Origin of the sequence: Nonomuraea basaltis (assembly GCF_005893125.1) — a bacterium.
GTDB lineage: Bacteria > Actinomycetota > Actinomycetes > Streptosporangiales > Streptosporangiaceae > Nonomuraea > Nonomuraea basaltis.
Genome location: NZ_VCJS01000151.1, coordinates 18,969 through 31,569, shown reverse-complemented (window position 1 = coordinate 31,569; position 12,601 = coordinate 18,969). Strand labels below are relative to the sequence as shown.

Here is a 12,601-nt window from a genome sequence, read left to right as displayed (position 1 = left end):
GGGGCAATGATTACTTTTGCGACACGTTCTGCGATGTATTCTTTTTTTCAAGCAGAAGACGGCATAAGAGATGTCTTAGGGTCTCGTGGGCTCGGAGATGTGTATACGAGACAGGCTCAAGGGGGCGGGGTTCCTGGCCGGCGAGGTGGCCAGGCTGCAGCGGGAGGCGTACGGGCGTGCGTGGTCGAACTGGGAGCTCAATCTCGACTATCACTTCGGCGGGTACGCCAGGACGACCCCGGCTTTGGAGGAATTTATCGGGAAATATCGGGTCGAGCGGATCTATGTCGCCAAGATGCTCTACGGGATCCTCGACCTCGCGCGCCACGGCGCCTTCGCCCCCGGCACCCGCATCGTCGCCGTGATCACCGGTCAGCCCTCCACCCCCGTGGACAAGTGGGCCGCCCCGACCGGCTTCGACTCGGGCGAGCCGCGCTGGCGGAGATAGATCGACAGCACCACCATCGACAGCACGGCCAGCAGCTCCGACTGCCAGTTCTGCAGGCTCCGCTCCCAGAACTCCGGCGAGGTGACGTACGAACCCCACGCGACGGGATCCCGCAGGTCGACGAGGCGCTCGGAGTTGTACGCGGCCTGCCCGGCCACCGACTGCGCCAGCCACGACAGCACGAAGATGATCCCCATCGCCAGCCCGAGCGAGTTGCTGAACAGCCACAGCCGGATCCCCTTGGCTTTGGCCGGAGCGGGCGACCGCTTGCCGGCGTGCCTGCCGATCTGCTGCTGCTCGTCGGACTCCGCCCCCGCCTGGTCCAACTTCTTCGACTCGGGGGACCCCTTCTGCACGAGCCAGACGGTGAACACGATGAACAGGAAGAACTGCAGGTACTCCGACTGCCAGTTCTCGGCCACGTTCACCGCGAACGTCGAGGAGGCCACGTACTGGAGGATCGAGACCTGCTCGCCGCCGCCGGCCCGCTGCTGGTCGTTGAACTCCAGCGTTCCGGCCACGGCCTGGCCGCCCACCGCCAGCAGGAACATGATCAGGAAGGCCAGGGCCAGCGAGTTCTCCTTCAGCCATTTCACAGCCGCGACCACCCGACGGCGAAGAACCAGGTCAGCCCCACCAGGATGATGAGGGCGGTCAGCGTGAACATCACACGCATCAGTCCTCCACCGCGCACTCGTACGGAAGGTCGCGCACCGGCTCGCAGCCCGCGGCCCTGACCCGCCACCCGTCGCTGAAGCGGTGCAGGAACAGCGTGTCGCCGGCCAGCCTCACCTGCGCGTCCTCGCCCCACACGCTCACGGAGGTGACGGCGCCGCCCGGGCCCAGCCGCAGCTCGCGCAGCGCGTCGGCGCACGACTGGCCGGGGCCGGGGAGCTTGTCGGCGGTCTTACGGGTGAGCATCCCGCAGGCGGCCCCCTCCTGATGCGCGGAGAGGGCGGCGTGGAACCGCTCCGCCGCCCGGGCGGCGGAGGTGGTGTCCACGCCGCAGCCGGCGACCGCGACCGCCAGCGCGATGAGCAGGATTCTCATGGAGCCCCTGCTACCCAGGGGTCAATCAAACATGCTGGCCGGTCAGCCGCCGAGCTGGTCGAGGACGGGGGAAACCAGGGCGTTCAGCTCGCGTGCCAGCACCACCACCGCGCGGTGGGCGCGCCGCTCGACGTCGTCGTGCGGGCCCTCCGGCTCCGGCGGCAGGTCGTCGAGCGGCACCGGCGCCTCGACCAGCAGCGATGCCCGCAGGAACGGGATCCTTGCCAAGTCCTGCTGCGACGGCTCGACGTACTGGCCGAAGGTCTCCTGCCAGCCCAGCCAGCCCCGGTCGCGCCACCATGCCCGCGACCGGGTCAGCTCCTCCGGCAGCGGCGAGACCAGCCTGATGCGCGCGTAGAGCGTCCCGTCCCAGGTGTTGCGGTGGCAGGTCGCCCCCAGGACGCGGCGGTCCCACCGTATATAGCCGGGGGTGAGCGACGGCGGCGTGGCCAGCCGCCACGCGGCACACGCGAACCTGACGGGCGCGATGTCGCCCCACTGGAACTCCTCCAGGTTCTTGCGCACGTGCACGGCATAGCGCCCGTCACGGTCCCTGTCGAACTCTTGATCGATCCAGAACGCCTTGGCCATGGGAACAACGCTACGGCGCTCCCGCACTCCACGGTGCGAGGACCGGAGATCTCGGAATGTCCTATGACCCAGGGCGGCACATGTGTAGCTTTTTCACATTGTTGGATGACTTTGGAGTGAGGAATGTCGTCAGAACAGCTCGACGCGGCTATGAGCTGCTGGAAATCGGGAGAGCTCGACCAGGCCGCCGTGCTGTTCAGGCAGATCGCGGCCACAGGGGATCCGGAGGCGTCCCACTTGCTGGCCGGGCTGCTGCAGGAGCGGGGGGATCTGGAGGGCGCCGAGGCGGCGCACCGGTCGGTGATCCTGTCGGGCGACCCGGTGTTCGGGCAGCGCTCGGCCATGGCCATGGGCATGATGCTGGTCAACGCCAGGGAGTGGCCGGCGGCGCACCGGGTGCTGATGATCGCCTCGGACGGCGCGGACTTCGAGGTGGCCGCGCTCGCCGAAACGGCGCTGGTGCTGGTGTGCACGCAACTGGGCGACGAGCCGGGCGCGCAGGAGGCGCTGGAACGGGCCCGAAGGTGCGACAGCCCCGCCGTGGCCGAGCTGGCCGCGCGGCTGGAGCTGCCCGTGTTCCACCAGGACCCGGCCTCGGCCCGCGACCTGTACGAGGAGGCCGAGGACGAGGACGACTACCGCGCCCTGCTGACCTGCGGTGATCCCGACGTGGTGGCGTTGGCGGCGTTCGAGCTCTACCGGCTGTACGCCGAGGAGGAGGACTTCGAGTCGGCCCGCGAGGTCTGCGAGCACGCCATCGCCGTCGGCGACCCCGACCGGCTGGCCATGGCGCACAAGCTGCTCGGCGCGGTGCTGGTGGACCTGGGCGAGTACGCCGAGTCCGCCGCCGCCTACCGGGTGGCCGCCGAGGACCCCCGCCCCGAGATCCGGCTGCCGTCGCTGATCGAGCTGGCCAAGGTCACCGCTCAGCTCGGCGACGAGGACGAGACGAAGGCGATCTTCCGCCGGGTGATCGCCAGCGGGCAGCGCCAGTACGTGGTGCAGGCCCAGGCGTGCCTGGCCCAGATGCACACCGAGGCGGGCGAGGCCGCCGAGGCGCTGGCCGCGCTGCGGGCGGTGCTCGGGGCCGGGGAGAGCGAGTGGGCCTCGATCTGCGTCACGTTGCTCGGCGTGCTGCTCGACCAGCACAGGGACGCGCACGACGAGGTCATGGAGCTGGCGCGGCTGGCCGCGGAGCACGAGGACGCCGACGCCGCGTTCAGGGCCAGGCTGCTGCTCGACCACGACGACCGGCAGCAGCCGCTCGCGGACCCGGTGGAGGAGCAGGCGGTCCAGGACATCGACGCGGCGCTGGACCTGCTGCGGTCGGGCGACCTGGCCGAGGCCAGGCGGCTGCTGCGGGCGGCCGCCGACTCCGGCGCGGCCACGCAGTCGATCCGGGCCATGGTGACGCTGGCCGAGCTGGAACTGGGGGAGGGCGATCGGGAGCAGGCCGACGAACTGCTGGCGTACGTGGCCGAGGGCGACGACGTCGTGCAGGGCTTCGCCGCGACCTTCCTCCTGCTCCTGCTGCGGATCTCCGGCGACGAGCTGCACCCGGTGCTGCCCGCGGTGGCCGCCCACCAGCGGCTGGGCCGGGAGGAGGGGCTGGCCCGCTACCACGAGACCATGACCCATGAGGACCCCGCCGTGGCCGCGGTGGGCACCGCGGTGTTCGCCCAGGTGATGGCCTCGTTCGGGCACGCGCTTTCGGAGACGTCCAGGCTGCTGCACGACGCGGCCGGGCGCGGCGAGCCGCTCGCCCTGTCGTACGCGGCCGTGCTGGCCAAGGAGATCCTCCCCGATCGGGACGAGGCGGTCGCCCTGCTGCGCCGGGCCCGCGCGGAGGGGCATCCGGTGCTGGCGCCCTGGGTGGGCTACCTGCTGGGCGGGCTGGTCGAGGAGGACGAGCCCGGCGAGGCGCGGGCGGCGTACACGATGGCGCTGGACAGCGCGCACCAAGGGCTGCGGAGCGAGGCGGCCGGGTCGCTGGCGACGCTGTTCGAGCGGCAGGGCGACCTGCTGGCGGCCTGCCGGCTGCACGAGAGGCGCATCGCGCGGGAGGGCGCCGAGGAGGCCGGGCGCAGCGCCTGGCTGCTGGGGCTGACCTGGGTCAGGCTCGACGACCTCGCCGCCGCGCGGGCCGCCTTCGGCCTCCCCGTGGGCGAGCCGGAGGCGATGGGGCGGTTCGCCCGGCAGCTGCTCGACCGGGACCTCGACGGCGCGGCGGTGGCGTTCGCGGCCGTGCCCGAGGGCGGGAACGCGCTGCTGACCAGCATGCTCGCCATGGAGACCGCGCACGCCTGGCAACGGCGGGGCGAGACGGCCGCCGCCGACGGGGCGCTGTCGCTGGTGGCCGGCGCCGGGTACCCGAGCTTCCGCCAGGAGGCGGCCTGCTACCTCGGCGCGCTGCGCCACGAGGCCGGGGACGGGCAGGGGGCCATGGACGCCTGGGCGCGGGCCGCGGAGGGCGAGAGCGAAGGGCTGGCCGCCATGGCGCTGAGCGACCTCGGTCACGTGCGGCAGAAGCTCGGGCAGCTCGCCGAGGCGGCCGTCGCGTACCGGCAGGTGCTGGGCTACGAGGACGGCGACGAGCGGCGCAGGACGGACGCGACGGTACGGCTCGCCGAGGTGCTGGTGGCGAGCGGTGAGACGGACGAGGCCCGCGAGCTGCTGGCGGAGGCGTTCGGCGCGGAGGGCAGGCTGTATCTGGCGGGCATGCTCCGCGACCACGGTGACCTCCAGGCCGCCCTGGCCGTCCTGACCGCTGCCGCCACCGGAAATGAGGCGCCGTCGGTTGGTGAGATGGGCGATGGCGCGGCGCGGTTGCTCGGCGGGTTGCTCACGAGGACCGGCGACGTGGCAGCGGCCGAGGCTTTGCTGCTCGGCGAGCTGCTCGCCAGGGCCGGTGACGTCGCGGGGGCGCGGACCGCGTTCGAGCGGGCCGTGATCGCCGATCCCGGGTCCGCGGGCGGCACACTGGTGGCGGCCGGGCGGTTGCTCGGGGAGGCGGGGGACGCCGAGTACGCGCGCTCCGCCTACGAGCGGGCCGCCGCCCAGGACGACGACGGCTGGGCCGCGGCCGTGGCGCGCGTCCGTCTCGGCACGGCCTCGGCCGAGGAGCGCGGGTGGGTGCTGGCCGCGGACGGCGACCGGCAGGGGGCGATCGCGGCGCTGGCCGAGGTCGCCGGGTCGGAGGCGCTGGCCGAGCTGGTGCTCGCACTGAACGACGAGGACGTGCCCCAGGTACGCCGCCTGCTGGCCGCACTCCCCGGCGACGACAGGCACGACGGCCTGATCCAGACCCTGCGCACGGCCAGGGGAATGGACGACGAGGCGACCGCCAGGCTGCTCTACCGGCTGGTGATCGAGCTGGGCGACCCGGAGCCGGCCGCGGAGGCGTACCTCTCGCTGGGGGCGAACTGGGCCGAGGACGGCGAGCCCTGCCGCGCCGAGCTGTGCTTCCTGCCGGCCACCGAGCAGCCGGCGACCGCCCACGTCGCCTGGCACAACATCGCGATCGTACGAGAGCGCCGCGGCGACCTCGACGGCGCCCTGGAGGCCCTGCGCGCCGGCATGCCGGGCACCGCCGTCGCGCTCGCCGAGGCGCTGGACGAGCGCGGCGACGCGGCAGGCGTACGGCGGGCGCTGGCCGACGGTGCGGCGGCCGGCGACGTGGAATGCCTGCGCCTGCTGGTCACCCACCTCGTACGCGAGCAGCGATACGAGGCCGCGGCCGAGGCGGCGGAGCGGGCGGTCGGCTCCGGCGATCCGGAGACCGTGGCCATCGGCTACTGGGGATGGGGCGACGCGTGCCGGGGCGCGGGGGACCTGGCGGGCGCGGCGCGCATGTACCACAAGGGCATCGACAGCGGCTTCGAACCGCTCGTGGCGGGCATGCGGACGAACCTCGCCAAGGTCCTGCACGGCATGGGCGACATCGCGGGCGCGTACGAGCAGGCAGGGGCGGCCGCCGCGGCCGGGGAGCCGGAGGCCGCCGCCATCAGCCACATCATGATCGGCTGCTGGCGGCACGACGAGGGCGACGTGCTCGGGGCCGCCGAGGCCTTCGCCGCCGCCGCGGACACCGGCGCCGAGCCGGCCGACGAGGCGCTGCGGAACCTGCGCGCCCTCGCCCACGGGGCGTTCGAGCGGGGTGAGCACGAGGTGGCCGTGCGGGTGCTGGAGCTGATGGGCGTACCGGGCGCCGAGGTGGCACACGAGCTGGGCGGGGAGTGCGAGGACCCGGCGGCCGTGCGGGCGTACTTCGAATGCGCCGGCCAGGGGCCGTTCACGGACCTGAACGTCGCCGACCGGCTGGCCGCGCTGGGCGGGCGGGCCGAGGCACGGGTGATCTTCGAGCGGCTGGGCGAGCACGACGACCCGGACGTGCGCTTCGTCGCCGGGGGCAGGCTGCTGGAGCTGCTCGACGGGGAGGGCGACGACGACGCGTTCTTCGACGTCGCGCGGCGGCAGGCGGCGGACGCCGACAGCCCGATCAGGCCGGTGTTCGGCAGCCTGCTGGGCATGCTGCAGGGCGACCGGGGCGACACCGCGGAGTCGCTGCGCACGCTGCGGGAGGCGGCCGCCAGCGGCGAGCCCATCGCGCTGACCACCCTCGCGCAGGCCCTGGTCGCTGCCGGGATGGTGGACGAGGGGCGGGAGACGTACCAGCGGGTGCTCGGCGCGGGCGACGCCGGGTTCGCCGCGCGGGCGATGGTCGCGCTCGGCCAGACCTACCACGACGAGGACGAGGAACGGGCGCGCGAGTGGTACGTGCGGGCCGTCAAGGAGGGGGAGGGGCACACGAGCGCCCTGGCCGCGATGTACCTGGGCGCGCTGGCCAAGCGCAACCGGGACTTCACCGAGGCGCTCACCTGGTACCAGCGGGTCATCGACGCCGGCGACGCGGAGTCCGGGATGGCCGCGGCGCACCTGGGCGAGCTGTGCTACTGGCTCGGCGACCGCGACGGCGCCCTGCGCTACTACGAGCTGACGCTCGGCCTGACCGAGGAGGCCGACCTGGTGGCCGAGGCCGCCTGCCGGCTCGGCGAGATCCGGTACGAGCGCGGCGACCTGACACTCGCCCGCCGCCTGCTGGAGGCCGCGGTGGGCATCGGGGACCGGTCCTTCGCCCCGCAGGCCGAACTCCTCCTGAGGAAAATGGGCTGAGGCGCAGGGCAGCCCGTCGAGTCCGTCGGGTGAACTTGTGGTTAATTAAATGACCAATTAGTCTCATCTAGTCAAACAAATGAGGTGAGACCGATGGTCAAGGTTGGACGGCCGCCGCAGGATCCGGCGCGCCAGCTCGAGCGGGCGCACCGGATCCTCGACGCCGCCGCCGAGCTCATCCTGCGCTGGGGCTACGACAAGATCACGATCGACGACGTGGCCAAGCGGGCCGATGTCGCCAAGGGCACCATCTACCTGCACTGGAAGACCCGCGACGACCTGTTCGCCGCGCTGCTGCGCCGCGAGCGGGTCCACCTGCTGGGGGACATGCGCGCCGGCGGGCCCGCCACGCTGAGCGAGGTGTTCGGGGAGTTCGCCCGTGTGCTGCTGAGCCGGCCGCTGCTCAGGGCGGTCCTGATCGGCGACTCCGACGTGCTCGGCAAGCTCACGCGCCAGAAACGGCACAGCAGGACCGGGCTCGAGCTGGGCGGCGCCTTCGACGCCTATATCCGGCGGCTGATCCAGCACGGCGCCGTTCGCGAGGAGCCGGGGGACCACGTCACGGTGATCAGCTCCATCCTGTACGGATTCGTGTCGCTCCAGCACATGATGCCCGACGAAGCGCGACTGCCCGACTACCGGATCGCGGAGCTGGTGGCCGACACCGTCGAACGCGCCATGAGCACGGGCCGCCCGCTGCCGGGCGATGACGCGCGCGCCGTGGCGGGGGCGACCCTGGACTTTCTCGACTCCATGGAGGAGATCGCGCGCCAGAAGCTGGCGATCTCCCTGGGCTCAAAGGAGCGTGTGACGTGAGGGCTGTGCTGTCTCTCGGCGACGCCGCCGCCGACCTGGCCACCGCGGGCGGCAAGGGGGCCTCGCTGGCCAGGCTGATCAGGGCCGGGCTGCCCGTTCCCGGCGGGTTCCACGTCACGACGGCGGCATACCGGGCGTTCGTGTCGGGCTTCCACGACGAGATCCTCAAGGCGGCCGCCGCGGGTGACGCCGACGGGATCGCGGCGCTGTTCGCCCGCCACCACATGCCCGAGGGCATCGCCGCCGACATCCGGCGGGCGTACGAGGCGCTCGGAGACGACGTGCCGGTGGCCGTCCGGTCGTCGGCCACCGCGGAGGACCTGCCGGACATGTCGTTCGCCGGCCAGCAGGACACCTACCTCAACATCACGGGCGACGCCTTACTGGAGGCGGTCAAGCGCTGCTGGGCCTCGCTGTGGAACCCGCGCGCCATCGCCTACCGCGACCAGAACGGCGTGCCCCACGACGACGTGGCGCTGGCGGTGGTGGTCCAGGAACTGGTCGACGCGGACGCGGCCGGCATCATGTTTACCGCCGACCCGGTCACCGGCGCCCGCGACGAGACCGTCATCAACGCCTCCTGGGGGCTCGGCGAGGCGGTCGTCGGCGGCCAGGTCACCCCGGACACGATCGTCGTCTCCGGCGGTGCGGTCAGCCGGTCCGGGACGAGCGACAAGACGGTCATGACCGTACGCACGCCCGCGGGCACCGAGGAGCGGCCCGTCCCCGAGGCGCTGCGCCGCAAGCCCGTCCTGGACGAGGCGGAGGCCGTGGAGCTGGCCGCGATCGGCGCGCGCGTGCAGGACCTGTACGGCATGCCGATGGACGTCGAGTGGACCAGACGCGGGAGCGCGTTCGCCGTCGTGCAGGCCCGCCCGATCACCGGTATCAAGCCGCAGGTGGAGGAATGGAACGACAGTCTCAAGGGCGAATACCTGTGGACCGCGGGCAACCTGGGCGAGGCCATCCCCGACGTGATGACGCCAGTGACGTGGTCGTTCGTGCGCCTGTTCATCCACGAGGCCATGTCGGCGTCGACCCTGCCCGGCTTCGACCTGGTGGGCAACATCGGCGGCCGCTTCTACATGAACCTGAGCATCGTCTACTCCATCGCCGAGGCCATGGGCATGAAGAGCAGGCTCGGTGCGATCGAGAACGTCTTCGGCAAGATCCCGCCTGCCCTCGACGTGCCGAAGGTGAAGATCTCGCGCTGGGAGATCGTCAAGCGCGTCGTGCCCATGGCGATCCGGATCCAGCGCCGGGTCCGCACGAATCTGAAGGGTATGCGTGCGTTCCTGGCCACCTCACAGCAGCGTTGCGAGGAGCTGGTCGCGCGGATCGCCGCCACGGGCTCGGGACCCGAGCTGGCCGATCTGTACGCGCGCGAGATCCAGCCGCACATGGTCACCTCGTGCCGCATGCTGGAGGCCGCGGGCCGGCAGGGCGGCTCCACCCTCGTCTACACCCGCGACCGCCTGCGCAAGCTGATGGGCGAGGTGGCCGCCGAGGCCATGCTCACCGGCGTCAACACCGGCGGCGAGCTGGCCAGCCTGGGCCCCGTCATGGGCCTGTCCAGGCTGGCCCGCGGCGAGCTCACCAGGGACGAGTTCGCCCGCACCTACGGGCATCGCGGCCCCCACGAGTTCGAGGTGTCGATCCCGCGGCCCGGCGAGGACCCCGGCTGGATCGATGCCCAGCTCGCCGGCCTGCGGGACCTGAGTGCCGACACCGAGGCGCTGCTCGCCCGGCAGGAGAAGGCCAGGGAGGAGGCCTGGGCGCGCTTCGCCGAGCGTTACCCGGGCAAGGAGGCCAAGATGCGCGCCAGGGTCCGGCGCTGGGGCGCGGTGGTCCGCGACCGCGAGGACACCCGGTCCGAGAACATGCGCGCGTTCTGGGCGCTGCGGGCGTTCGTCGTACGCGCGGGGGAGCTGACCGGCCACGGCGACGACGTGTTCCACCTCTACCTGGAGGAGCTCCTGGACCTCCTGCGGGGCGACGCGGCGGCCCTGGAGAGGGTGCCGGTGCGGCGGGCGACCTACGAGCAGTACACGGCGCTGCCGCCGTACCCGACGCTGATCGTCGGACACTTCGACCCGGTCCGCTGGGCCGCCGACCCGGCCCGGCGGGCCGACGTCTACGACGCGCGCGGCGGCACCGCGCCGGTGAGCGACACCGTGACCGGCTTCCCCGGGGCGCCCGGCGTGGTGGAGGGCGTCGCTCGCGTGATCGCTGGCCCGGAGGAGGGCGAGCGGCTCAAGCCAGGCGAGATCCTGGTGACGACGCTGACGAACGTCGGCTGGACCCCGATGTTCCCGCGCGCCGCCGCCGTCGTGACGGACATGGGCGCGCCGCTGTCACACGCCTCGATCGTGGCCCGCGAGCTGGGCATCCCCGCCGTGGTCGGCACCGGCAACGCCACCATGCGGCTGCGCGACGGCGACCGGATCAGGGTGGACGGCGAGCGCGGCACGGTCGAGCTGCTCGATCGCGCCGACGGGTCAGCACCGTGAACCCGGTGATGGCGGCCCGCTGCCGCTTGCGGATGGCGGAGATCGTCACCGCGACCGCGCCGGAGACCATCATCGCGAGGATGCCGGTGGCGTACGCTTCCTGGCGCTCGCAGTCACTGCATTGAGCGTCTCCGCCACAGACTCCCGATTACAATCCGTGATTTCCTATTACTCATTGCTATCATCGGTGGGTCATGTCACGAGTGAATGGCGGAGGGCACGTTGAGGGCATTCGTACGGATTGCCGTGATCGTCGCGGTCGGATGCGGCGCGCTGCTGGTCACGATCACCGCGTCAGCCACCACACCGCCTCGGGAGGAGTCCCTGCTCGCCCGGTTGCTCGGCGCGGATCTCGGCACCGTGATCACGGCACTGCCCACCATGCTCTGTGGCAACCGCCTGATCAGCTACAACTCGCCGACCCCTAATTCCCCCACCACGTGTGTCAACGGCCCGGAAAACTCTGGAAACTCCACCAATAGTGGGAACTACCAGAATGAGGGAGATCCCATCAACAGTGGTAACTTCTCCAACAGCAACGGCTCCGATGGCAGCAACAACGTTCTCGACGGCGGCAACACCGCCAACGGGCCGCAGTCCCTGGCTGGGTGACCGGGCATGAGGGCAGTGGTGCGCAGGACCGGAGCGGTTCTGTCGGCCACGATCGCGCTGTCGATGCCACCAGTCGAAGCCCTCTTGTCATCCGGCTTTCCCGCTTTCGGATACGGAACACCCAAGGACAGCGGGAACTCATGGAAGAGCGGCAACTACCGGAGTAAGGGCCGCCAGGTGAACAGCGGCAACTTCTCGAATGCGAACGGCGCCGTGAAGAGCAACAACGTCCACAGCGGCTCAAACTTCGCCAACGGCCCCCAGTGCATCATCGAGCGCAAGAGGGCCGTCAAGCGAGCCTGTTAGCCGGTGGTTGCTTGTAGGGCCGCCTTCCCGGCTGTCATCGCCCATACCGCGCGCCCGCCGATGGACTCCTGTGGACAGCGCCTTCGATCGCTACCAGCCCGTCCGTGGCCCCGTGCCGGAGCGGCCGCGTACCGACCACAACCCGCTCGACCGCAAGGAGTACCTCCTGCACGTGGTGCGGCGGGTTTTAGGAGCCGTCCTTGTCGGAGTCCGCGGAGAAGACGATGGCGCCGAGATAGCCGTCGTCCTCCGCCGTCACCTTCATCAGCATGTCGTCCTTGTAGATGTTGTCGTTGTCGTTGAGCGTGTCGCGTCCCGTGTGCTCCGAGTACGGCGCCATCGCCATGATCTTGCTGTTCATCGACTCGTCGAACATGATCTGCGTGGTCAGCACGCGCTCGTTGCTGAAGTGGACCATGGCGTGGATGTGGATCGTGCGCCCCCGGTACCAGCCCGGCCAGATGGTCGTGAACTGCACGATGCCGTCGGCGTTGGTGACCTGCGCGCCACGCAGGTAGCGCTTGTCGTCGGTGGGCGTCAGGTCGGCCATGTCGCCCTCGCCGCCCCCGCCCGTCCCGCCGCTCGGGGGACCGCCGCTGGGCGGGTTCCCGCCGCCCCCGCCGGTGGACTCCGCCTCCGCGCCCGAGTAGAGCCCGGCCGCGTCGCAGTGCCAGATCTCCACGACCGCGTTCGGCAGCGGCTCGCACGTCTCGCTGTCCTGCACCTTGATCGCGACCCGCAGCCGCGTGCCCTGCTTGTCCTCGCGGATGTCGCTGCGGACCTTGTCGGCGTCGAAGTAGTAGGGGCCCTGCGTCGTCGTGGCGGTCAGCGTGCAGGTGTTGGCCCCGGTGAAGAGCGAGGTGAGGTCGCCGGCCGTGGTGGCCTCCGGCGTCACGGTCGCCCCTGTGGAAGTCGTGACGGTCGCTGTGCCCGAGCCGCTGCCGCAGGCGGCCAGCAGGCCGCCGAGCCCGACAGAGCTGATGCCGGCGAACAGCCGCCGCCGGCTTACCCGCTGACCTTCGTGATCGTGTCCCACTGAGTTTCCTCTCCGATGTTCCGTCGCTGCGGGACCGACGGTAGAGGGCGCGGCCTTTGC

Annotated in this window: 10 protein-coding genes; 6 read left to right on the top strand and 4 right to left on the bottom strand. The window is 71.5% G+C overall.

Annotated elements, in window-relative coordinates; all coding sequences use genetic code 11:
* Positions 1–97 precede the first annotated feature (97 nt).
* The gene (locus EJK15_RS46570) at positions 98–448 is read left to right on the top strand and encodes a hypothetical protein (protein WP_206061518.1); all 351 of its coding nucleotides are present in this window, start codon (positions 98–100) and stop codon (positions 446–448) included.
* On the opposite strand, the gene EJK15_RS46565 is transcribed toward EJK15_RS46570, so the two are convergent.
* The 3 genes from EJK15_RS46565 to EJK15_RS46555 all read right to left on the bottom strand — a co-directional run bounded on the left by EJK15_RS46565 (position 373) and on the right by EJK15_RS46555 (position 2,089).
* A complete protein-coding gene (locus tag EJK15_RS46565) occupies positions 373–1,044 on the bottom strand; it encodes a DUF6766 family protein (RefSeq protein ID WP_206061517.1) in 672 nt (223 codons plus the stop codon). The genes EJK15_RS46570 and EJK15_RS46565 overlap by 76 nt on opposite strands.
* Positions 1,045–1,123: 79 nt before the next feature.
* A complete protein-coding gene (locus tag EJK15_RS46560) occupies positions 1,124–1,498 on the bottom strand; it encodes a hypothetical protein (protein ID WP_138716888.1) in 375 nt (124 codons plus the stop codon).
* A 42-nt stretch (positions 1,499–1,540) separates the two neighbouring features.
* Positions 1,541–2,089, bottom strand: coding sequence for a hypothetical protein (locus EJK15_RS46555; RefSeq protein ID WP_138716887.1), 549 nt, complete (start codon positions 2,087–2,089; stop codon positions 1,541–1,543).
* Between the two features lie 123 nt (positions 2,090–2,212).
* Here EJK15_RS46555 and EJK15_RS46550 point away from each other — a divergent pair, with 123 nt between their 5' ends.
* The 5 genes from EJK15_RS46550 to EJK15_RS46530 all read left to right on the top strand — a co-directional run bounded on the left by EJK15_RS46550 (position 2,213) and on the right by EJK15_RS46530 (position 11,505).
* On the top strand, positions 2,213–7,261 hold the full coding sequence (locus EJK15_RS46550) for a tetratricopeptide repeat protein (protein ID WP_138716886.1): 5,049 nt from the start codon (positions 2,213–2,215) through the stop codon (positions 7,259–7,261).
* Positions 7,262–7,354: 93 nt separating this feature from the next.
* Positions 7,355–8,077, top strand: coding sequence for a TetR/AcrR family transcriptional regulator (locus EJK15_RS46545; RefSeq protein ID WP_138716885.1), 723 nt, complete (start codon positions 7,355–7,357; stop codon positions 8,075–8,077).
* Positions 8,074–10,587 (top strand): PEP/pyruvate-binding domain-containing protein, encoded by a 2,514-nt coding sequence (locus EJK15_RS46540; RefSeq protein ID WP_138716884.1) that lies wholly within the window; start codon positions 8,074–8,076, stop codon positions 10,585–10,587. The genes EJK15_RS46545 and EJK15_RS46540 overlap by 4 nt, the downstream gene beginning before the upstream one ends.
* A 246-nt stretch (positions 10,588–10,833) precedes the next feature.
* Positions 10,834–11,199 carry a hypothetical protein gene (locus tag EJK15_RS46535; RefSeq protein ID WP_206061516.1) on the top strand — a complete coding sequence of 122 codons (366 nt, stop codon included), beginning with the start codon at positions 10,834–10,836 and terminating at the stop codon, positions 11,197–11,199.
* 6 nt (positions 11,200–11,205) lie between these two features.
* Positions 11,206–11,505 carry a hypothetical protein gene (locus EJK15_RS46530; protein WP_138716883.1) on the top strand — a complete coding sequence of 100 codons (300 nt, stop codon included), beginning with the start codon at positions 11,206–11,208 and terminating at the stop codon, positions 11,503–11,505.
* 187 nt (positions 11,506–11,692) lie between these two features.
* Here the strand turns inward: EJK15_RS46530 and EJK15_RS46525 are convergent, their stop codons facing one another.
* On the bottom strand, positions 11,693–12,541 hold the full coding sequence (locus EJK15_RS46525; protein WP_138716882.1) for an intradiol ring-cleavage dioxygenase: 849 nt from the start codon (positions 12,539–12,541) through the stop codon (positions 11,693–11,695).
* Positions 12,542–12,601: the final 60 nt, after the last annotated feature.

What these genes read in the sequence shown, in the direction of transcription:
- EJK15_RS46560 (WP_138716888.1), bottom strand. Translation starts at nt 1,498, where the DNA reads ATGAGAATCCTGCTCATCGCGCTGGCGGTCGCGGTCGCCGGCTGCGGC.
- EJK15_RS46550 (WP_138716886.1), top strand. Translation starts at nt 2,213, where the DNA reads ATGTCGTCAGAACAGCTCGACGCGGCTATGAGCTGCTGGAAATCGGGA.
- EJK15_RS46530 (WP_138716883.1), top strand. Translation starts at nt 11,206, where the DNA reads ATGAGGGCAGTGGTGCGCAGGACCGGAGCGGTTCTGTCGGCCACGATC.
- EJK15_RS46555 (WP_138716887.1), bottom strand. Translation starts at nt 2,089, where the DNA reads ATGGCCAAGGCGTTCTGGATCGATCAAGAGTTCGACAGGGACCGTGAC.
- EJK15_RS46570 (WP_206061518.1), top strand. Translation starts at nt 98, where the DNA reads ATGTGTATACGAGACAGGCTCAAGGGGGCGGGGTTCCTGGCCGGCGAG.
- EJK15_RS46545 (WP_138716885.1), top strand. Translation starts at nt 7,355, where the DNA reads ATGGTCAAGGTTGGACGGCCGCCGCAGGATCCGGCGCGCCAGCTCGAG.